Raw genomic sequence first — 21,301 nt, 5'->3', positions numbered from 1 at the left:
GGGCGGGCCGGAATGCCGAGGAGGCAAGGAGGAGGCGGCGGAGGAAGACGGATCACGCGGTACGGCGTGCTTTTCGGCAGCCTGGGCGTGGACGCGCCGGTGCTCCGCTCGTCACCGGCTCCGCGGCCCCGGAATTGCGGTCGGAGCACGGCAGCGTGAACCGACGGGAGCGTGGGGCAGAGCAGTGACGGGCTCAGCAGCAGAGCGAGGACTGTGGTGGGCCTCTGCGTGCGACGACGTCGTGCCACAGCACCGCATTCAGCTTCATCAGCGGGGTGGTGATCAACGGGCGTTCAGGCTGCGGGAGTTCGGACCCGCCCTGCGTCGCCACCACCAGTAGCAGTGGCGCGAACAGCAGGCCGGCCAGGCTGCGGGCGAGCCTGAAAGCGGCTGCCTCACCGCGCCACAACCACAGACCGCACACCAGCGCGGCCAGCAGGTGGGCGAGGAACATGCCGAGGCCCCCGGGGCCGGCATGGCCCATGGGATGTGGGGGAGCCATGGGTCCCATGTCCATACCTGGGATGCCGGACATCGACGTCGTGGGTGCCACGCGGAGGGTGGCTGAGGATGCCACTGCCTGCGCCAGACCGAATATCGCGTGCAATCCGAGTTGCGCGGCGACGGTGGCACCTGCGACGACCAGCACTCCACGTTGCTGTCCGGTCAGGCAGTACGCAGCGGAGCCCGTTGCGAGGAAGGCGGCGATGAGTGCCCACCAGGGCAGGGTGCCGGACATCAGCGCGTGCCCCAGGGCCGTCGTCGTCACGCAGACGGCCGCAAAGGTCGCGGCTCGGGCGGTGCGAGCGGGCGGCCCGGTGGTCACGCCGGACATCGTGCCCCCCTCCACGCGGGTCGGCAGGGCGGTACGGGCTGCCGACGGCTCGCTCACATATGCGCCGCATCACATGATGCAGCCGAAACTTACGCCTGCCCAGAGCCGACCAATGGGTAGGTTTTCCGTCTTCGGTGGTGTCGAGAAGCTACAAGCACCGTGATGCCGTGCGGGCGGTTTTCCTCGTCCTCGCCAACTTTCCGGCCTTCCGGGAACCGGGAGCCAGGCTGGACCGACTGACTGTTCCGGGCCCAGTGCCGGGCCGGGGATCATCGGAGGTCAGTGGTGGAAACGCAGTGGTGAAGCAGACGACCCGTCGCGCCGAAGCTCATGTCGCCACACCGGACCGCAGCAACGGCCGGCCCGTTCGCTCGGGTCCGTCCGTGATCGTGCTGCTGACCTGCGCGATGGCCTTCTCGATGATGCAGCTGTTCCTCCTGGGAGCGCTCGGCCCGCGTCTGGTGGGCGAGTTGGGGATCTCCCGGACGGTGCTGGGGCTCACCACGACGGCGGGCTTCGGTATCGCGGCGATGTTGTCGCCGGTGGCGGGGCGCCTGGTGGACCGGGTGGGGCCGCGACGTTGTCTGGTGGCGTTGTTGTTGATGGCCGCGGTCGCGCTGACCCTGATCGGGGCTGCTCCGGGCCCCGCGGGCTTGCTGATCGCGGTGGCCATCGGCGGGCTGCCGCAGGCGCTCGCCAACCCGGCCACGAACAAGATCATTCTTAGCGTGTTTCCGTCCGAACGGCGTGGATCGGTCACCGGGTTCAAGCAGTCCGGGGTCCAAGTAGGGGCCTTTGTGGCAGGGCTGCCGCTCTCGCTGTTGGCGGCGGGCGTGGGCTGGCGCGGGGCGGTTTGGGCGGCGGCGGGGACGGCTGCGGTGGCGGCGGTATGGGCGGCACGTGCACTCCCGGCGGATCCGGCAGCTCCGGCGGCCACCGGTCCGCGCCCCGCGCCGGCGTCGCGCGGGGTGGTGTGGCGGCTGTCCGCGTTCTCGCTGTTGCTGGGCTGCGGCATCGCTTCGGTCAACACCTACCTGGCGCTCTTCGGTACGCAGCGGCTGGGGCTGGCGCCCACCACCGCCGCGGCATTGCTGGCCACATTGGGAGTGGCGGGCATCGGTGGGCGGGTGGCGTGGTCCCGTGCGGCGGGACGTCCGGGCCGGGCCGAAGTCCTTCCCCCGCTGCTGGCCGCCGGGGCGGTGGGCGCGGCACTGCTGCTCGCCGCCTCGCTATCGGTGCACACGGTGGTGTGGCCGACCGCGGTGGCCGTAGGCGTATTCGCCGTATCCGCCAATGCGGTGTCGATGGTGCTGGTGATGCAGCGGGCGGCCCCCGGCACGGCGGGCGCCGACTCGGCACTGGTGTCGGCCGGCTTCTTCGCCGGATTCGCGCTCGGTCCACCGCTGTTCGGTGTGCTCGTATCGGCCACGGATTACGGGCCGGGCTGGCTGCTCGTGGCAGGGGAATTCGCCGGCGCGGCGCTGGTCGCCCTGCCGCGTCTGCTGCGCCGGGGGCAGGGGTGACGGTGGACGGGACGAGGAACACGGTTGGCGGTCAAGGGAGTTGGGCTGCATCGGCGTTGGCCGGGGTCCTGGAGCGGGTCCGCAGGACGGCGGCCGAGGTGGGGCCGCGCTTCCCGCTCTACGCGGATCCCGACACCGGCCGGTGGACCACGACGTCACGCGGCTCCTGGACGGGCGGTTTCTGGGCGGGGCTGCGGTGGCTGCACGCCTTGGCCCACGGCTCCGCGCACGACCGGGCGGAGGCCGCCGCGTGTACCGGGCGCCTGGCCCCCTGGGCCGACCAGGACACCGCGGCCCGGGGGCTGGTGCTGTGGTACGGGACGGCACTGGCGGCCGGGCCCGGGGACGATCGGGCAGCGGCCGCACTGCGTGACCGTGCGGCGCGGGCCTGCCTGGCCGCGTACGAACCGGAGCTGCGGGTGGTTCCTTGGGGCGATGCCTTCGGCGGGCCCCGGCTGCTGGCGAGGGCGGACGGTGTACCGGGGCTGGTGCCGCTGCTGCCGTACGCGTCCGGTGGCGGCGCGGCTGCGGCGCACGGGCATCTGGCATGCCACCTCGAACTGTGTCTTTCCGAGGAACTGCCGCGTCCCGCCTGGGAGGCCCTGCGCGGTGGGGGGTGGACGGGCTGTGCGGAACCCGCGCCGGGCTGGAGTCGTACGGTGGCGTGGCTGTTGCTGGGGGTGGCGGACGGGCTTCACTTCCTCCCCGATGACGAGGCAGCGAGCGGTTCACGGGGTGGCGTTACGGCGATCGTCCTCCGGGAGGCGGCGCGGCGGCTCATGGCCCTGCGGCTCGACGATGCGGCCCCGCTCGTACCGCATGACGGGGACCACACCGGCCCCGTGGACACCTCGGCGGCCGCCATCGAGGCGGTGGCCGCGCTGAAGCTGGCGTTCCTCGCCCGCGCCGAGGGACGGCACAGCGAAGCCGACCGGTTGGCGGACCGGGCCGAGGCGGTGCTCCGTCGGCTGTGTGAGCAACACCTGTCCTCCTCGGGCGGGTTGCTCGACGGCTGCTATGACGCGGCACACGGCATCGCCGTACGCCATGAGCTCGTCTGGGGTGACTTCTTCCTGGCGCTGGGGCTCGCGGTGCTCAGCGGGCTGGTCGGGCCGTTCGCCACCTGACCGGGGCGGGCCCCGCGGACGTCAGTCCCGCAGGACCCGACGCGCGACCGACGAGATGTGCAGCTCGTCCGGGCCGTCCAGGAGCCGGGCCGTGCGGCCGGCCCGGAAGAGGGCGGGCAGGGGCGTGTCGGGCCCGAGCCCGGCCGCACCGTGGACCTGGATCGCCGCGTCGGCGACCTGCTGGAGCATCCGGGCCGCGGCGACCTTGGCCAGTCCCGTCTCCACCCGGGCGTCCTCGCCCGCCTCCAGACGGGCCACCGCCTCGTAGACCAGCGGCCGGGTGCTGCGGATGGCGAGCAGCGCGTCAAAGACCAGCTGCTGGACGAGTTGGCGGTCCGCCAGCGGGCCCGATGACTGGGCGCGCGAGCGGGCTCGGCTGCACATCAGGTCGAAGGCGCGGGTCGCTTGGCCGAGCCAGCGCAGACAGCGCAGGATGCGGCCGAGTCCGATCCGTTCGCCGGCGATCCGCAGCGCGTGCCCCCGCGGCCCCACCAGGTGGTCGGGGCCCACGGCCACGCCGTCCAGTTCGATCTCCCACTGGCCGCCCGCACCGAGCACGGGCAATTCGCGCACCACGCGGAATCCGGGCGCTGTGGTGGGGACGAGCAGGAGCGACAACCCGTCCGCCCCTGGCGCCTCACCGTCCGTACGGGCCATGACGGTCACCAGATCAGCGTCGCCCGCGCCGGTGATGTACCACTTTCTGCCACGTATCCGCCACGTCCCGCCGTCCGCGTCTTCGGCGGCGCGGGTCGCGAGCAGCTTGGGGTCGGTGCCGGGGGTGTCCGGCTCGGTCATCGCGTAGCAGGCGCGTAGTTCCCCGGCCGCGATCCGCGCCAGATACCGCTCCTGGGCCGGTGCGGTGGCGTGCCGGCTGAGCATCAGCACGTCCAGGAGCGATGCCGAGCCGAGCGCGAGCGGGCCGTGGTCGCTCACGCCCTCCGACTCCGCCAGGTGCGCGTAGTACGAGAGCGGCAGCCCCTGGCCGCCGAGCTCGACGGGCAACGGCAGCGCCCACAACCCGGCTTCCTTCACCTCCCGTTGGAGCTCGCGCATCCGTGCTTTCGCCTCGGTCCCGCCCGCGTCGAGCACGGGCTCGCAGGGCACCACCCGCTTCCGTACGAATGCGTCGACCCGAGCGCGCAATGCGGTCACTTCGGGCGGACAGCTGGGCAGTCCACGCACCGCAGAGCGGCCTTCCGGCACGGAATCGATCATGTTCACGGGCTTCCTCCTCAGTCACCGGGAACCCGATGGAGTCGCGGTCCGACTTACTCGCCGTGGAAGTTGGTCGGCGCCGGACGCCTCCCAGTTCCCGCACTTCCGTACAGCCCCGACGGCAGCTCCGGCCGCCACAGGAGAGGAGAGCCATGGGACCCCTCACCGCACTCCATGTCACCCAGCCCCTGGAGGAGGCGACGGTGCACGTCTCGGGTCCTCGCCCGCTCACGGGACCCGCCGCCGGCCACCTCCGCGCGCTCGGCGCGACGGCGGAACGGACGGCCGGACGGAGGGAAGGGCGGGCCGGTCCCGCCCGGTTGTCCCTCACCGTCCCCGGGCTGGGTGCCGTCAGCGCCGAGACCGCATGGGCGGACGTCCTGCCTGATGCGGACGGCGCCGACGACGAGGCGACCGTCCAGGCGGCGACGGGCGTGATGGCCGTGCACGGCAGACGCGAGGGCGCCCCGCGCGCTCTGGCCGTCGACTACGCCGCTACCTGCGCCTCGGTCCTCACCGTGCAGGGCATGCTCGCGGCACTGATCGGCCGGGCGCGTGGCGGCGGCGCCGAGCACGTGGCCACCGGAGCCGACCGGGCCGCGCTGCTCACCGTCTCCCAGTACCTGGCCGCCGCCTGCGCACCCGAGACCGAGGCCGTACCCATGTCGCCCGGAGGCCCGCCGTTCACGGCGTCCGACGGCACCCGGTTCGAGCTGGAGGCGCTGGAGCCTGAGGTATGGGCCGCGTTCTGGCGTGAACTGGGGGCTCCCGCGGAGGCGACACGTTCGGGGTGGCGCCCCTTCCAGTTCCGCTACGCCACCGCCTGCGCGCCGCTACCCGAAGCCCTGCACACCGCCACGCGGGGCGTCCCGTGGGAACGGATCCGGCAGGCCGCCGCCGTCGCGGGGGCCGCGGTGTGCCCGCTCCATGCCATGGCCGCCCCGGCCGGCTCCGCGGCGCCGTGGACCGTGGAGACAGGCAAGCCCTGGACCGCACGGCCACACCTCACGCCCGCTCCGGACGACCCGGCACGCCCCCTCGCCGGCATCACCGTCCTGGAGGCCGGCCGCCGCATCCAGGCCCCGCTCGCCGCCCATCTGCTGGGCCTCCTCGGGGCCGACGTCGTACGGATCGAGCCGCCGGGTGGCGACCCGTTGCGCGGAATGCCGCCGTGCTGCTCGGACATCTCGGCCCGCTGGCTCGCCCTGAACCGGCACAAAAGTGCCGTCGAGATCGACATCAAGTCACCGTCCGGGCAGGCGGAGTTGCGCGACCTGGCCTCCGGCGCCGACGTCTTCCTGCACAACTGGGCTCCGGGCAAGGCCGAGCTGCTCGGCCTCGACGCCGACGCCTTCCAGGCCGCGAACCCCGGGCTGGTCCACGCCTACACCAGCGGCTGGGCGGGCCGGCTGCCCGACGCTCCCATAGGCACCGACTTCATGGTGCAGGCCCGCATGGGCATCGGCGAGGCGGTACGCCCCCTCGACGAGCCATCCGCCCCCTCCCTCATGACCCTCATCGACGTACTCGGCGGCCTGCTCGGCGCCGAGGCGATCCTGGCCGGACTGCTCCTGCGCGAGCGCTCCGGCCACGGCGTACAGGTGGAGTCCTCGCTGCTCGGCGCCGCCGAAACGCTCACCACGGCCGCCGGACACCGGCGACGCCCGGCGGGTTTCCGGCGTCCGCTGCCCACCGCCGACGGATGGCTCGCCCCGACGGACGCATCGGCAGCCGCCGCACGCCAGCAACGGACCTCACTCGCGAAGCTGACGAATCAGCAAGCGCTGGCAGCACTCCGGACACAAGGGCTGGGGGCCACAGCGGTCACCACCGACCTGGCCTCCCTGCCCGCCGACCCACGGCTGGACGGGGCGCTCGGCCGCGACTCCCACGGCTGCGTCGCCGTCCCCTCTCCCTGGAGGTTTTCGTGACGATCCCCCGGTATCACGACCTGGTCCCGGCCTCACTGCGGCGTACCTGGGCCACCGAAGGCCACTACGCCGACCTCGACCTGTACGCGCTCTTCCGGGCGCACCGCTGCGCCGATCCCGGCCGGCCCGCGGTGATCGACGCCGAAGGGACCTTCTCTTACGGCCAGTTGGACCGCCGGGCCCGATGTCTGGCCGCCGGTCTCGCCGAGGCCGGCATACGTCCTGGAGATGTGGTGGGCGTCCAACTCCCCAACGGTCGCGACGCGGTGGCCACCGACCTGGCCCTGGCGGCGCTCGGGGCGGTGGCGCTCCCGTTCCCGGTCGGGCGCGGCGGGCGGGAGGCGCTGTCGCTGCTCGGGCGTTCCGGGGCCCGGGCGGTGATCGCCGTCACCGAGTACCGGGGTGTGCCGCACGCTCGCGAACTGGCCGGGCTCGCGGACGACCTCCCTGACGTGCGGAAGGTGATCGCGGCTGGTCCCGGCCCTGTTCCCACCGGCTGCCTGCCGATGGCCGAACTGCTCGGCGCCGCCACGTCCTCCTCGTTCACCCCGACCCGCCCCGACCCCGATACCGCCGCCCGCATCCTGGTCTCCTCGGGGTCCGAGGCCGACCCGAAAATGGTGGCCTACTCCCACAACGCCCTCGCGGGCGGCCGCGGCAACTCCCTGGCCCCGCTCCTGCCGAACGGTACGCCGCCCCGCTGCCTCTTCCTGGTCCCGCTCGCCTCGGCCTTCGGCAGCAGCGGCACCGCGGTCACCCTCGCCCGGCACGGCGGCACCCTGGTCCTGCTCGACCACTTCACGCCCGACGCCGCACTGACGGCGATCCGCCGCCACCGGCCGACCCACGTCCTGGGCGTGCCGACGATGGTGCGCATGATGCTGGAACGGCTGGACGAAGGCGACCCGCTGAGCGGTATGACCGCCCTCGTCCTGGGCGGCTCGGCGCTCGACGACGCCACCCGCGCGGAAGCCACCCGGGCGTTCGGCTGCACGGTGGTGAACCTCTACGGATCCGCCGACGGGGTCCACTGCCACTGGGGCCTCGCCGACGGCAGCCACCCGGACCACGGCCCCGGGATCGCAGTCGGCCGTCCGGACCCGGCTGTCTGCGAGATCCGTATCGACCCCTCCCACGGCGGCGACCCGACCGCCGGCACCGGCGAAATCATCGCCCGCGGCCCCATGACCCCCCTCTGCTACGTCGGTGCCCCCGAGCTGAACACCCGCTACCGCACGCCCGACGGCTGGGTACGCACCGGCGACCTCGGCACCCTCGACGCCGACGGCACGCTGCGCGTCATCGGCAGGCTCAAGGACATCGTGATCCGCGGCGGAGCCAACATCAGCCCCGCCGAAGTCGAGGGCGAACTGTCCTCGCATCCGGACATACGGGACGTGATGTGCATCGGCGTCCCCGACCCGCTGATGGGCGAACGGCTCGCGGCCTGCGTCGTGCCCAAGGCGGGACGCACGCCCACCCTTGAGAGCCTGTGCGCCCACCTGGACTCCCGCGGTCTGGAGAAGCGGAAGAACCCCGAACGACTGCTGCTGGTGTCGGACGAACTCCCGCTGACCCCGGCCGGCAAGCCCGATCGCGCCGCGCTGCGCCGTCGGCTGGCCGCCGGGCTCGCCGAACCCCAACCCGCCTGACGCGGAAAGGGGGTGGGGCCGCCCACAGCGGCCCCACCCCCACTCCCCCGGTCCGCTCAGGAACCGCCGAACGCCTTCTCCATCTGCTCCGCCGCCTTGCGGTAGACCGCGAGCACATCGAGGTCCGCGCCCGGGTAGTTGACGACGTTGAGCTGCCTGGCCCCGGAGCCGGGCAGCACGGTGCCGCTGGACATGTTCTCGTTGTCGAGGACGAACTTCGGCTTCTTGGCCGCCAGCTTCGACAGCTGGGCAGGGGTGACCTGGTCCGGGCCGTAGGTCCCCGCCAGCTGGGCTCCGGCCAGCTTGGCCGCCCATGTCGTGAACGCCTGCGCCACGACAACCGGCCGCCTGCCACCCGGCCAGGCGGACTTCACCTGCTGGGCAAGCTTCTTCCGCTGGTCAGCGAACTTCGCGTTCCATTTGGCGGCCGCCTGCTCCGTGCCGAACAGCTTGCCCAGCTTGCTGACACCGGCCTCCGTCGCCGCGGGGTCGTTGTCGAGATTCACCTCGACCAGCTTCGCCTTCGAACCGGCCGCTTCCTTGATCCGGCCGGCGAACGGCTCGAAGGACGCGTACAGCACGTAATCCGCGTCCGCGACCTTCGTCAGGTCGGACGGCTTCAGGTCGTAGTCGGGCGCGTGGCGGATCGAGGCCGGGACGATGTACTTCACGTTCTTGGCCCCGGCCGCCTTCGCCAGCGCCGCCTCCCAGGAGGACGTGGCCACGACGACCGGACCGTCCGCCCGGGACGTGCCACCGGAGCCGCCTGAATCACCGGAGCCGCCGCAGGCGGTGAGCAGAAGCAGCCCCGCACTCAGTGCGGTGAGGGAGCGGACGGGGAGGCGGGCAGACGCCATGAGGTGGTTCTCCGTTCGGGTATCAGATGGGCGGCGAGGGCGACCGCGCCCGCCGCGAGGACGAGAATCGGGCCGGGCGGCAGGTCCCAGGCCAGCGAGATCACAAAGCCGACGACGTTGACCACGGCACCGATACCGACCGCCCATACGGTGATCGACACCAGCGAGTGGCCGAGGCGCCGGGCGGCGAGCGCGGGCAGCAGGGTCAGCGCGTCCACCAGCAGCGCACCGGTCAGACGGATGGCACCGGCCACCGCGACCGCGACAATGACCAGCAGCAGCATCGTCAGCCGCTGCACCGCCACGCCCGAGCACCACGCCAACTCCCGGTCGTGCAGCAGCAGCGCCAGGTCCCGGCGCCGCCAGACGAACAACGCCGGCACCGCGACAGCCAGCGCCCCGAGCACCACGAGATCGACCGGCCGCACAGCCAGGATCGATCCCCACAACAGGGCGAAGGCCCCATTGGCATTCACCCCGGACAGCGCCAGCATCAGCAGCGCCGCCGCGATCGCCAGGCTCATCAACAGGCCCATCGCCCCCGAGAGGCCGTCGGCCGTACGGGCCAGCGGCGCCACCCCGGCCCCCGCCAGCGCACAGGCCAGCAGCGCACACAGCACGGGGTCCAGGCCGACAAGCTGGCCCACCGCGATCCCCAGCAGCGCGACATGCATCATGGCGAAACGCACCGGCATGATGTCCAGCCCGACGATCACCACACCGACGACCGGCAGCCCGAGCGCGGCAAGCACCAGCCCGGCCCCCGCCCGCTGCACAGGCACCAGTTGCAGCAGGTCCCCGACCTGCCCCAGCGCACTCACCGGACCTCCCGCAACCGGCCCGCCGCCATCTCCAGAACGCGGTCACATCGCGCGGCCATCGCCCGGTCGTGCGTCACCACCAGCAACGTCACCGGCAGCCCGGTGAGCACCTCCGCGGCCTCCTCCTGGCCGTCGAAATCCAACGCGGCCGTCGGCTCATCGGCGAGCACCACCCCGCTCCCCGCCGCAACACAGCCCACCGCCCGGGCCAGATGCATCCGCTGCAACTGCCCACCCGACAAACTCCCCAACGGCCGCTCCGCCAGGCCCCCCACCCCGAGCCGCTCGGCCGCCTCCGCCGCCTGTTCAGGAGCCCCACTGCTCGCCAACAACTCCCGTGCCAGCAGCGGGAATCGCCCGGCGGCCGGACGCTGCGGAATCCACGCACACGCCCGCCGCCGCCACGCCCACTCCGCTGCGGTACGACCGCCCCGCCCGCCGACCAGGATCTCCCCGGACGTCTGCCGGTGCAGCCCGAGCACCGCCCGCAGCAAGGTCGTCTTCCCCGACCCGTTGGTCCCCGTCAACGCGATCCGCTCACCGGCCGCCACCTCGAGATCAACGCCGCCCACTGCCGCAACCCGCCCATGCCGGCACACCACACCACGCAACCGCATCCCAAGAGCCGTCCCACTGCCCACATCCGAGCGCCCTTTTTGCCTCATGCCGGAATCCACGTCCCAGTAGTCGGGCGCTCCGCCCTTCTGGTTCCCGACCTTCGCCGAAAGGTGCGGCACGTCCCACGCTCGTCGAGGCCCGGTCGGAGCGACACCTCGGTGCTTGGCGCTTGTGCCCCGGCTACTTGAGGAGTTCACCCCAGCTCGTTCGCAGCGTGCGACGCAGTGTGTCGTGGAAGAGCCGGTAGACGGTGACGCCGTCTTCACGGTCGGTGGTCAGGTAGGCGGCCAGACGTGTGGCGAGGAGCCACGCTATGTCGCTGTCACCGAATACCCGGTAGGGGTCGTTCGCCACCGCGTTGGTCACGGCGGGCCAGACCTGCCGCCACGGCAGCCCCCGACCGTATGCGAAAGCCACCGCGCGGAGCAGGTTGACTGCGCGATATCTCTCATCGGGGTCCGGCAGGATGATGCGCATGTCGTCACGGAACACTCCGAGCACGCCTTCGCTCACGGCTGTCAGCCAGCTCTCGTCCTGCGGGTCGACGGTGGCGCGGCGATGGGCCAGGGAGGTGGCAGCGACTCGGGTGATCAGGAAGGACCTTCCCGCGTGCGGTGCCAAGGCGTCGGCGACCGCTGTGGCAGTATCCGGACGCTCGGCGTAAGGGGAGTCCGGGACGTTTTGGAGGAGTTCTGCGGCGTACGCAACCAGGTCCTCCTCCTGCCACCAGGGCTGCTCGTCGACTCGAATGCGGTGTGCAGCCAGTTCCTTCTCTGCCTGGTCGGCCAATTCACGAACCTCCAGGGCCGGGAAGGCGTGCATGCCTGGAGATGTGTGCAGCAACTCGGGCGGGATCGTGTCGGCAGAGAGGCCCCCGAAGCCGCCACTGGAGCGGACGCCTATCAACAGCCGAACCCTGCCGACGGGCTCGTCGAGTCGTGTCAAGACGTTCCAGAGCAGGGCCTGCGGGTCACTCGCCTCGTCGAGCGCGTCGATGACGATGGTCACCGCCTCGTCCCGCCCAGCCAGCCACAACTGCCACGCCTCGATCCAATCCTGCACGCTCGGCACGGGACGCGAGCTGCTGGGCGTCGGAACCTGCAGCGCTCGGCAGATTTGGGCGATCACCTCGACCGGGCTCTTTCCGGTCGCCAGCACTGCGGCATCGACGGTCCCCTGAGGGGGGACGAGGTCGGACGGAATATCGGCGACCTTGTCACGGTACTGCTCAACGAAAACGGGATCGCTCAAGGTCACCAGACGGGCCAGGGCCGCCGATTTGCCGGACCCGGCACTGCCCGTGACAAGGACCACGCCCGGCTCTCCGACAGCAGCGTCGATCAATCTCCGCATCAGCTGGTCCCGGCCGGTGAACAGCCAGCCCGGATCGCCGGCCTCCACCACTCCGCGCGAGCGCGGCCCCCAGTGCGTGAGCACGTCTTGCTGCGGCAGGGCGAGGTCGCGACGTCGAGGGTCCACCGGCGCCGGAGCACGGTAATGCGGGTTCGGCAAGCACGCGTGCTTTCGATTCAGTGGTGAGCCCGGCAGGTGGACCAGCCGCTGGTCTCCCATTCTGGCCTGTATCTCGACGATGAACGTGGCGACATCCAGGAAGGGGTCAACGCCGTACTTCTGGCCGAGATCGGATGCCAACTCCTCGAGAAAGCCGGTGACGGCCTCGGTCAGTGCCCCGGTGACGGCCTGCTGGGACTTGCTGACGCTGGCCAGGACGAGCCAGTTCTCGGGGAGTTCCTCATCGAACCTCCCGGTCTCCACAACGGTATGTCCGGCGTAGCACAGATCGAAGATGAGAAGCAGGTTCTGAATATCCGTCTCAGCCAGCCATCCCGCGAGATCTGCGGTGCGCAGTGCTGTGGATCTGATGCGCTGTGATTCGGTCGTCTGAAGAACCAGCCAATGGTCCCCGTCCTTGATCTTGCCGTGGCCGGTGACATAGACGACTGCGGCATGGTTCTCAGTCCAGCGCTGGTCGGACCGCGGGTTCCGCAGCGCGGAACGGATGTCCTCCTCGCTTGGGTTCTTGGCGAGATGCTGGTACCGGGGTACGAACCGCCTGTCGTCGAGATGGTCCGCGCACAGCCAGTCACGGAGGACAGCCACCTCCTTCTCTACACCGCCGAGTGCCCACCACTCGGGGTCTTCATATGCGGAGGTTGCTATCGCGACAAAGTGACGTCGACGCCCTAGGACATCGCCGGCCGCTGATGTACTCATTGTGGCACCAGTCCCGGGAGGGCGGCGAGAACGGCCGCCCCGGTATCCTGCTTGCTGAGGTAGCGGGCAACGTGATGCGCTTTGTTCTCATTGTCCACGTACTGGTCGGTCACCCCTGACCACCACGGTTTCAGGTCTCCGGCGCAGGCGACCGGGTCCCGCTGGTCCCGGATGTTCGTCCACGCCGCAACATTCGCCGGCAGACCGTCAGCCGCCCCGTAGTCGGAGTCGGGCATCTGGCTACGCACCATGCGCAGAGCGAGGGGCGACCCCAGAGTGAGCAGCATGGCTAGTTGGTGACCGGGGTTTTGACGGACGTATTCGAAGGCCACAACGGATCCCAGCGAGTGTCCGATGAGCACCTGACACTCGGGGGCTATCTTCTCCCGCACCTTGGCGTCCGCCTTTTCCTTGAGGGCGGCGTCCCGGAGGTACCGGCGCACCTGCCGGAGTTCCCCGAGATACAGCACTCCGGCACTGGCTCCGAAGCGTCGGTCCATGACGCGCATCACCGGCAGCAGGGCTCTGGGAATTCCGTCGAAGAGGCCTTTGGCGGCCTTGGCTTCCCTCTCCGCTGCCGCAAGCTCTTCATCGCTGGCCACCTCGGTGACCGCCGCCGTGAGGTCCGCCAGCTCGTCGTCCTCGATTTCGCTCAGCAGGCCGGCCACACCGTCAGCGGCGCCTTTGGTGGTCGACTCCCCGCTCGTGCCCCGCAGAAAAAGATCAGCGTAAAAGGCAATGCCCAGGGGTGGTTCATCCACCTCGCTGCGATGCGCGAACTCCAGACCGTCTCGCAGAGCTGGGATCCATTGGCCTTTCAACTGGTTGGGCCCGAACTGCTGCTGGGCTATTCCGTGCACTCCTACGATGCTCGTCGGCACTGACACGATGTTTCACTCTTCTCCGCTGTACAGGGAGACCACGGCCAGTCCGTCGCCCGCGATGACCGCCACGGGCCGACCGTCGACTTCCGCTATGCGCACGCCCGACACCGGGCTGGGGACTCGCAAGGGCGGCCCGAGAGGGCTGGCGGCTGAGAGGTCCCAGAGCCGGACCGTGGCGTCACGCCCCCCGGTGACGGCGACCGCGCGCCTACCGGGTAGCACGGCGGCGTCCACCGCGCTGATGCCCTCGCTGTGGCCAGTCATGAGGGGTTCGCCGACAGGCTTTCCAGTGGGGAGGCCCCAGAACCGGAGGGCGGAATCGTGACCGCCGGTGACAGCGACAGCGCGCCCGCCGGGCAGCACGACAGTTGTCAGGGCGGTTATGTCACCGTGGGTGAACATTTTGCCCAGGCACTGCCCACTCGGCAGCTCCCAGACTCCGCCGTTCGCCGGGCCGCAGGTGACGGCCACCGTACGGCCGTCGGGCAGCACAGTGGCCGCCACACGGTTGACGCTGCCACCGGGCGGTGCGAAGGGCCCGCTGATGAGCCAGCCCGTGCTCAAGTCCCAGATACACACGCCGGACTGGCCGCCGACGACCGCGACGCTGCTGCCGTCGGGCAACGTCGTGGTCGCGATCGAGTCCACGTCGGCGGCGTCACCGAGGGAGACCGGGAGCATCTCGGCACTGGGCAGTGCCCAGACACGCAGTGTGTCGGTGTACCGCATATCGTCCCAAGCGCTGGTGACGACCACCGCACGACCGTCGGGCAGCACAGCGGTCGCGATCCTCGAACTGGCCGATCCTGTATGCCAGTCAACGACGGGCCGACCCGTCCCAAGCTCCCAGATACGCAGCGTGGCGTCCCAGCCAACTGCCACGACGACGACGCGACCATCGGGCAGCCGCACCGTCCTCATCGCGGCGACCGGGACGCTGCGCTCCGCCGTGATCAACTCAGGAAATTGTGCCGCCGCCAGATCCCAGGTGCGGACCTTTCCGACCTCACCACCTGTAACGGCGACGGTGCGACCGTCGGGCAGTAGCGCAGTCTCCACGGTCACCGCTGCTCCGGCGTGGCTCATGAAGGGGCCGGCCAGGACTCGTCCGCTTTCCAGGTCCCGGAGCGTCAGCCGGTTCCAGGCGGTGGAGACGGCGACCGCACGGCCATCGGGCAACACGGCAGTGGCCACCTGGCTGGCACTCACCTTCTCGCCGGTCGATGTGTCGGCGACGACCTCCCCTGTATCCGGATTCCACACGCGCACCTGTTCCCGACCACTCGTCACCACGACCGTACGACCATCCGGGAGTGTTCCCGCTGCCATACCGTGCACAGGGTCCATGCTGCTGGCGCGGTACTCATTGACCAGCTGTCGTTGCACCAGGTCCCATATGCTCAGGCCGCGCCGCCCACCGCCGACGGCCACAATGCGACCGTCGGGAAGTGTCGCGGTCGTCACCGCGAGGACCTTGCCCAGGCCAGTGGCCAGTGTGTCAGTGAGTCTGCCGGTGCCCATGTCCCAAACCCGCAACACAGCGCCGCGGTGGCTGGTCACGGCGATCGCACTGCCGTCCGGCAGAGTGGCGGTGGCAACCGATACCGCGTTGGCCAGGCCGCGGTGGGGCTCACCCACCGTTCGGCCCGCACTCAGATCCCACATCCGGACCGTACGGTCATCACTCCCGGTGACCGCGACCACCCGCCCATCGCGCAGAGTGGCCGTCGCCACCGCGAGGACAGCGCCGCCGTCCCCCCTCATGCATCTGCCGACCATGTCTCCCGTGTCCAGATCCCACACTCTCACCGCGCCGTCCGCATCACCGGTCACGGCGACGACCTGGCCGTCTAGCAACGTCGCCGTCGCCACTGCATCCACAGAAGCCGTCTGACTTGCCACGACCTCCCCTACGCCGAGCGCCCATCGCGCCCAGCGAGGCAACCAGAACCGCTGCTCGGCGGTGGGCTCCAGCGGAAGCCCTGCACATGCCGCCCAGAAGCCGAGGGCGCTGGCATTCGCCTCAGGTGAGTCCCAACTCCAGGCGTGAGCCACTCGGCGCCACAGTCCCGCCAGGCTCTCGGCCCGGCCCCGCAATCCCGTTTCCTTTTCGGTCCCAGGCGCTGTGTGAGCTCGCAGCCTCCCTGCCTCGGCGTAAGGCAGGAATTCCTCGGACACGAAGCGTTCGTCAAGCACTCCACCGGCCGCAGCATGCTCAACGGCGTGACGTCGCACGTAGGCGGTAGGGGGATAGAAGTTGTCACCGACACGCCGGGCGGCCGTGAGACTCGCAAGCTCCCTCGCGATCCGCGCCTCGACCACACAGGGATCTTCAGCGGTCAGGTACTGCGCCGTCTGCCACTCGCGGATGGTTTCACCATGGAAGGTGCTCATCAGCACCACCGCAAACTGTTTCGCCCTGCCACTCCTCCTTCAACGCTACGTCCGATACGCCTTCGGCTTCAATACGCATGAGCGTCGATGACTGGTGAGCCCCGTTTGCCTTTTCCAGTGGTTGAACCTGGTACATAAAGCGAGTCTCTGGTGGGTGACGGCTCTGCGTGGAGGAGAGACGCTGCGGGGTGGCGCGGTAGGAATCCGGCAAGGGCGGCGCGACCACCAGGTGTCAATCCCCCGCCGGTGGACGTATGCCGACGTCCAGACCCCGGCTAAGAGCGACAAGCAGCCTTCGCTCGCGCTGCGGGGAGCGGCGGGAGTGCAGGGCGATCAGAAGCCTTCAAGATTGCCGTCCTCGTCGAGTAGCCGCTTTTCTTCTTCACGCCATGATTCGAACGTGGCTGGCATTGCGAGTTCGGCCTCAAGCGGTGGATGGATATCACCCCGCACCAGGCGTAGCAGGAACTCAGCCATTCCCATCGCGTATGTGTGGTCCCGGTGACGGCTCCTGGGCCGGAAGATGACCTCCCACCGCTCTGGCTCGCCACAGCATCGCCACAGGAAGTCGTCACCTGCCTCGTTCGACGCCCAGGTCAGCTCCCCGTCCGCGACGCGCGGTTCGGCGCGGAACAGCAGGTGGTCCTCGTACGGAGACCCCTCGAAGTGCGGCGTGGAGATGCCGATCGAGTCACTGATCCGCCCCATTCCATACACCGCAACGAAGTCGCGATAGTCAGCCGGCAGTTCCCATCCGGTGTCGACGCGCAGGGCGTCCCAGTCGACCGGGTCGCCGCCGTCCGGGGGCGGCGGCATGATGTGACTCAGCTCTTCCACAGCCCAGTGCATGGTGTCCTCTTGTCGAGACTGGATCCGTCGGTCATGACGTGGGAACGTCCTCGCCGGTGCGCGAATCCACCACCTTACCCAAGTTGTGCCAGCCTCGTGGTGTGTTCATCAGGTTCACCACTTCACGTGCGGTGGTGCCGATTGGTTTCCCGTCCCGGTCCCAGGATTGAGCGGTCATTATGTAGGCCTCGGGCGTGACGCGATTTCCCGCATACCTGGGGCGTACGGAATACAGAACGGTCTCACCCGCTTTCAATTGATCCTGCACTTGGTTCTCGAATTGGAGCATGTTGTCCATGGCCGGCAGTTCACCCCGCTCCGGGAAGGCGTTGGCGTCCCGGCCGCAGGTCGACAGGTTCCTCAGGTCGGTCCCGGAGCCGGACAGCTGTTTGCCCAGGAGGTGGCAGTTGTTCACCGACTTGTCGGGCCTGGCACGGAGGTGTCGGGCGTATCGCTGTGCCCAGGCGTAGCCGGGCGGGCGGATGTCTCGTTTCGTGTCCGATCCCGGGTGGCCGTCCACGAACTGCTGGGTCAGGCAGGCGGTGGCCGCAGTGGCACGGTTGTGCAGTCCGGTGGGGGCGTAGTGGATCCAGCCCGACCCGCTGGACTCGGCGAGACCTTGCGGCCGCCCCTGTGTCAGGCAGGTCGGTTTGTCGCCGGGCTTCTCACTGCTCGATGCGCTGGGAGAGGCCGAGGCCCCGCCGGACCCGGAGCAGCGCGCGCCGACCCTGCGGAGGTCCGTCCACTCGTGCGTGCCCGACTCGTTGACGATGACGAGGCGGTCGACGCGGGGGCCGCCGCCGTTCGGCTCGCACAGGCTCTCCCGCGCCTGCCGGAACTGCCCTCCCGTCGAGAGGAGTTGCTCCAGGCCGGTCGTGGTGGACAGTGCCAGGAGCGGACCGACGCCCGGCTCGAGGTCGACCTGCAGTACCCGTTCGAAGCCGGGCGGTGCCTTCTCGCTCCCGGCGTTCGCGGAACCCTGCCGTTCACCGTTGAGCTGCTCGGCGCCGAGAGTCATCTGCGACCCGAGCTGCCCCGGGTTCTGCACCGTCTTCGCCCGCACGGCGCGCTTGATCTTCTGGCCCTGGCGGGTGGTCGTGTAGAAGTAATCGGCCCGGTAGGTCTTACCGCCGGCCTTGTACGGTCCGGCCCACGTGACCCTCGCCTGCGGATCGGTACGCAGCAACTGCGCGACCTGTTGCAGCACACGCCGGTTCTCGACCTTGTCGGTGGTGGGGAGGATCTCGCGCAGGTCCTCGGGGTTCTCCAGGCGTCCGGAGTCGACGACCGTCCCCAGATCGGGCAACTCGCCCTGGTTGTTGGACCCTTCGAGCGCCTCGACTGCCTTGCCACCGGCTTCCGTGTCGCTGGTCGGCCGGTCCTTCGTCATCAGGTCCAGCAGTTTCGCCACCGTGGGCTTCAGCGGAGTGCCGACCGAGACGTCGTCCGGCCGCAGGTTGCGTTCGTGCAGACGGCTGCCCACCTTGGGGTCCGATCCGTATTCGGCGGACGAGTACACCCAGGCGTAGTCGGTGTGCTTCACGGTCCGCCCGGTGCCGACGGCGATGTTGGGACGGGTGCCGCTGACGCTCTTGGACTGCTTGGGCTGCAGGGTGCCCAGGGGGTGGGGCTGGTCCGGCACTCGCGGGAGGCTGAGATAGAGGGTGGCCGCGCCCGCCTCGTCCCCGCTGTTCGTGACCGTGAAGGAGTACGAGCACGGGTTGGTCGTGCACAGGTACGCGCTGTTGTTGTTGATGGTGAAGGCCGGCCCCATGGACTTGGCGACCGCCTCGGACGACGTGGCGGGTGCGACAGCGGTGGCCACGGCGGAAGCGGCGGTCGAACGGACCGCAGTCGTCTGCTCGGCGGTCGCCGGCTTCGGAACCATCAGGAGGTACGAGCTGTAGTCACCGTCCGCGTAGGCGGCGGGCGTGGCCGTGGCGTGGTGATCGGCCGACTCCGCCCTGCCCTTGGTGCGCCGGGGCTCGTGCCAGGCAGCGGGCTTGACCGGGCTCTGGTGGCTGGGATCCCCGCCGATGGCGAGCACGGTGTAGGGCGAATCGGCGGTGAGGACGACGGTCCAGCCCTGCGCCGTGTACGAGACCGCCTTGTGCCCCTCGATTTTTCCCGCCGTCTGCTCCACGGCTTCGGGATCGGAGGTGACTTGCGTGACCACCGCGGCAAGTGACTTCGGCGTCAGGGAACCGGCGTTCACGGCGAAGCGGTCGAGCATGTAGTAGCCGGACCGCTTCTTGGGGGCAACCCAGTGGCCGGTGCTGGTCAGATCCCTGCCGTACAACGGGTCCTGCTGCGCCCAGAAGTCCGAGTCGCCCTTCAGGTACAGCCGGTCCCCGGACCATGCCATGGCGGACTTGCCGGTCACGGGTTCGGTCAGGGTTCCCGACGCCTGGCCCGACGCGGTCACCGTCAGGTCCGCGTGGGTCACCGGCGCGTGCTCGACGGGAGCGTAAGCCGTCGACATGTTGACGGCCGGAAGGGCACTCAGCGCCCGAGCGGCCACCGCCCCCCGATGGGCCGGCGACACATGAGGCCCCGAGGCTTCCCCGTGGGAGCCGGACCCGCTCGGCCACAGCACGTACACCAGGCTCGCGAGCACGACCAACGCGACGCCTATGGCGAGGACCGGCAGGGCGCGCCCTCGTCGGAGCCATGCGCCGGCCGACCGCGACGACTGGACCGGCGCAGGCACCGCGGGCGGCCTGGTCGGCGGCGGGGGCGCGGCGGGTGGTCGGGCCGGCGCCGCCGGGGGCTTGGGCGGCACGGTGGGGGGCGGGCCCGGCGGAACGGGTGGCACTTTCGGTACCGGCGGGACGGCGCCCGGGGTTTGCGGGGTCGGGGGTATCGGCCTGTCGGGGCCGGACCGTGCGTCGGTCCCGTCCTGGTCGTCGGTTCCGTCCTGGTCGTCGGATCCCGACTGCCGTCGTTGGTCCCCCACAGCGACTCCCCCAAGTGGCTTCTGCTGGTCCCGGCGATGGGAAAGATACGGCACCCTGCGTGAACGTTCTACAACGTGAACTCGCCTTTTCTGCAAGCGACTTGGTGAGTGCAACAAGACTGTGACCGGTATCCGGCTGAACGTCGCCGTCAACTGGTGTTGGCCGGACCGGTCGTCGCCGATGTCGGCCAGGTCCCAGTCGTAGCAGCGGTGGTTCTTGGCTCCGGCGCCGACGAAGAGTGTCTGCCGGGCTCCGGCAGGTCGGCTACGTGCTCACAGCCAGGGCATGCACACGCAGAAGGGCCCGAACCGTGCTGGTCACGGGTTCGGGCCCTTGTTGTGCGCGGGCGCCCAGGCTGCCAGGCAGCCGCGGCCGGGGTGAACAGTTTGTGTTGGGCTTCTTGCGACCAGCTCGGTCAGCAGCCGACGCCGGGAACCGCTTCCGCCCAGCGGTCAGTCGTTCACACTGCGGCGGTCAAGGCGTCGAGCTCGTCGTCGGTGAGGGTGATGCGGGCGGCCTCGGTGTTTTCCTCCAGGTGGGCGGTCCGGGAGGTGCCTGGGATGGGGAGGATGACCGGGGAGCGGCGCAGCAGCCAGGCGAGGGCGAGTTGGGAGGGGCGAGCGCCGTACTGCTTGGCGGCGGTGTCGAGCGGACCGCCGGCGCGGGCGAGTTCCCCGGTGGCTATGGGGAACCACGGGATGAAGGCGATGTTCTCGCGCTCGGCGTACTCAAGGACGTCTTCGGCGCTGCGGTTGGCGAGGTTGAACAGGTTCTGCACGGAGGCGATGTCCGTAATCGTGCGGGCCTCCTTGAGCTGTTGGACGGTGACTTCGGAGACGCCGATGTGGTGGATTTTCCCCTCCTGCTGGAGCAGAACGAGCTCGCCCAGCTGGTCAGCGAGCGGCACCTTCTCGTCGATACGGTGCAGTTGGTAGAGGCCGATGCGTTCGACGCCGAGGTGGCGCAGGCTCAGCTCCGCCTGCTGACGCAGGTACTCAGGCCGGCCCAAGGGGCGCCAGTCGTCGGGGCCGCAGCGGGTCAGCCCGCCCTTGGTAGCGATGAGCAGGTCGTCGGCGTAGGGGTGCAGGGCCTCGCGGATGAGCTGCTCGCTGACGAAGGGGCCGTAGGAGTCGGCCGTATCGATGAAGTTGATGCCCAGCTCGACGGCGCGGCGCAGCACCCGTACCGCTTCGGCTCGGTCCTTGGGCTCGCCCCAGATGCCGGGGCCGGTGAGTTGCATGGCACCGTAACCGAGGCGGTTGACGGTCAGGTCTCCGCCGAGGGCGAAGGTACCGGAGGCATCTGCCGGGCGGGAGCTGTTCTGATGGCTCATGTAAGTAACCCACTTCTCTCATTGGGAAATTGTGCAGAAACTGCCCGTCGAACCCGCGGGACAATCG

General features: G+C 70.1%; 15 protein-coding genes. 4 read left to right on the top strand and 11 right to left on the bottom strand.

The window, feature by feature from the left end; all coding sequences use genetic code 11:
- Window positions 1–193: 193 nt before the first annotated feature.
- A complete protein-coding gene (locus ACGF4C_RS19875; RefSeq protein WP_393567847.1) occupies window positions 194–826 on the bottom strand; it encodes a hypothetical protein in 633 nt (210 codons plus the stop codon).
- 392 nt (window positions 827–1,218) lie between these two features.
- On the opposite strand from ACGF4C_RS19875, the gene ACGF4C_RS19870 reads away from it, so the two are divergent.
- Together ACGF4C_RS19870 and ACGF4C_RS19865 are read left to right on the top strand one after the other, a co-directional pair.
- On the top strand, window positions 1,219–2,358 hold the full coding sequence (locus ACGF4C_RS19870) for an MFS transporter (protein WP_393567845.1): 1,140 nt from the start codon (window positions 1,219–1,221) through the stop codon (window positions 2,356–2,358).
- A gap of 56 nt (window positions 2,359–2,414) precedes the next feature.
- Window positions 2,415–3,485, top strand: coding sequence for a sugar ABC transporter permease (locus ACGF4C_RS19865; protein ID WP_393567844.1), 1,071 nt, complete (start codon window positions 2,415–2,417; stop codon window positions 3,483–3,485).
- A 21-nt stretch (window positions 3,486–3,506) separates the two neighbouring features.
- Here ACGF4C_RS19865 and ACGF4C_RS19860 read toward each other — a convergent pair whose 3' ends face one another.
- On the bottom strand, window positions 3,507–4,703 hold the full coding sequence (locus tag ACGF4C_RS19860) for an acyl-CoA dehydrogenase family protein (protein ID WP_393568018.1): 1,197 nt from the start codon (window positions 4,701–4,703) through the stop codon (window positions 3,507–3,509).
- A gap of 152 nt (window positions 4,704–4,855) precedes the next feature.
- Here ACGF4C_RS19860 and ACGF4C_RS19855 point away from each other — a divergent pair, with 152 nt between their 5' ends.
- Together ACGF4C_RS19855 and ACGF4C_RS19850 are read left to right on the top strand one after the other, a co-directional pair.
- Window positions 4,856–6,634, top strand: a complete 1,779-nt coding sequence (locus ACGF4C_RS19855) for a CoA transferase (RefSeq protein ID WP_393567842.1) — start codon at window positions 4,856–4,858, stop codon at window positions 6,632–6,634.
- Window positions 6,631–8,286, top strand: coding sequence for a class I adenylate-forming enzyme family protein (locus ACGF4C_RS19850; protein ID WP_393567840.1), 1,656 nt, complete (start codon window positions 6,631–6,633; stop codon window positions 8,284–8,286). Before ACGF4C_RS19855 ends, ACGF4C_RS19850 begins: the two co-directional genes overlap by 4 nt.
- Before the next feature lie 56 nt (window positions 8,287–8,342).
- Here ACGF4C_RS19850 and ACGF4C_RS19845 read toward each other — a convergent pair whose 3' ends face one another.
- The 9 genes from ACGF4C_RS19845 to ACGF4C_RS19805 form a co-directional block, all read right to left on the bottom strand.
- A complete protein-coding gene (locus ACGF4C_RS19845; RefSeq protein WP_393567839.1) occupies window positions 8,343–9,143 on the bottom strand; it encodes an ABC transporter substrate-binding protein in 801 nt (266 codons plus the stop codon).
- The gene (locus ACGF4C_RS19840) at window positions 9,101–9,964 is read right to left on the bottom strand and encodes a metal ABC transporter permease (RefSeq protein ID WP_393567838.1); all 864 of its coding nucleotides are present in this window, start codon (window positions 9,962–9,964) and stop codon (window positions 9,101–9,103) included. The genes ACGF4C_RS19845 and ACGF4C_RS19840 overlap by 43 nt, the downstream gene beginning before the upstream one ends.
- Window positions 9,961–10,581, bottom strand: coding sequence for an ATP-binding cassette domain-containing protein (locus ACGF4C_RS19835; protein WP_393567837.1), 621 nt, complete (start codon window positions 10,579–10,581; stop codon window positions 9,961–9,963). Before ACGF4C_RS19835 ends, ACGF4C_RS19840 begins: the two co-directional genes overlap by 4 nt.
- 181 nt (window positions 10,582–10,762) lie before the next feature.
- Entirely contained in the window at window positions 10,763–12,703 is a 1,941-nt protein-coding gene (locus ACGF4C_RS19830; RefSeq protein WP_393567836.1) for an AAA family ATPase, read from the bottom strand.
- 110 nt (window positions 12,704–12,813) lie between these two features.
- The gene (locus ACGF4C_RS19825) at window positions 12,814–13,698 is read right to left on the bottom strand and encodes a hypothetical protein (RefSeq protein ID WP_393567835.1); all 885 of its coding nucleotides are present in this window, start codon (window positions 13,696–13,698) and stop codon (window positions 12,814–12,816) included.
- A 12-nt stretch (window positions 13,699–13,710) separates the two neighbouring features.
- The gene (locus ACGF4C_RS19820) at window positions 13,711–15,603 is read right to left on the bottom strand and encodes a WD40 repeat domain-containing protein (RefSeq protein WP_393567834.1); all 1,893 of its coding nucleotides are present in this window, start codon (window positions 15,601–15,603) and stop codon (window positions 13,711–13,713) included.
- Between the two features lie 825 nt (window positions 15,604–16,428).
- Window positions 16,429–16,944, bottom strand: a complete 516-nt coding sequence (locus tag ACGF4C_RS19815; RefSeq protein WP_393567833.1) for a hypothetical protein — start codon at window positions 16,942–16,944, stop codon at window positions 16,429–16,431.
- Between the two features lie 31 nt (window positions 16,945–16,975).
- A complete protein-coding gene (locus ACGF4C_RS19810; protein WP_393567831.1) occupies window positions 16,976–19,426 on the bottom strand; it encodes a DNA/RNA non-specific endonuclease in 2,451 nt (816 codons plus the stop codon).
- 935 nt (window positions 19,427–20,361) lie between these two features.
- Window positions 20,362–21,234 carry an aldo/keto reductase gene (locus ACGF4C_RS19805; RefSeq protein ID WP_393567829.1) on the bottom strand — a complete coding sequence of 291 codons (873 nt, stop codon included), beginning with the start codon at window positions 21,232–21,234 and terminating at the stop codon, window positions 20,362–20,364.
- Window positions 21,235–21,301: the final 67 nt, after the last annotated feature.

Source organism: Streptomyces sp. NPDC048197 (assembly GCF_043202395.1).
Classification (GTDB): domain Bacteria; phylum Actinomycetota; class Actinomycetes; order Streptomycetales; family Streptomycetaceae; genus Streptomyces; species Streptomyces siderophoricus.
The sequence above is the reverse complement of the archived record's forward strand: the minus strand, read 5'-3'. Positions and strand labels throughout refer to the sequence as shown.

Excerpts from the sequence above, each read along its gene's own strand:
- ACGF4C_RS19835 (WP_393567837.1), bottom strand. The coding sequence starts at position 10,581 with ATGCGGTTGCGTGGTGTGGTGTGCCGGCATGGGCGGGTTGCGGCAGTG.
- ACGF4C_RS19860 (WP_393568018.1), bottom strand. The coding sequence starts at position 4,703 with ATGATCGATTCCGTGCCGGAAGGCCGCTCTGCGGTGCGTGGACTGCCC.
- ACGF4C_RS19845 (WP_393567839.1), bottom strand. The coding sequence starts at position 9,143 with ATGGCGTCTGCCCGCCTCCCCGTCCGCTCCCTCACCGCACTGAGTGCG.
- ACGF4C_RS19815 (WP_393567833.1), bottom strand. The coding sequence starts at position 16,944 with ATGCACTGGGCTGTGGAAGAGCTGAGTCACATCATGCCGCCGCCCCCG.
- ACGF4C_RS19810 (WP_393567831.1), bottom strand. The coding sequence starts at position 19,426 with ATGTCGACGGCTTACGCTCCCGTCGAGCACGCGCCGGTGACCCACGCG.
- ACGF4C_RS19855 (WP_393567842.1), top strand. The coding sequence starts at position 4,856 with ATGGGACCCCTCACCGCACTCCATGTCACCCAGCCCCTGGAGGAGGCG.
- ACGF4C_RS19805 (WP_393567829.1), bottom strand. The coding sequence starts at position 21,234 with ATGAGCCATCAGAACAGCTCCCGCCCGGCAGATGCCTCCGGTACCTTC.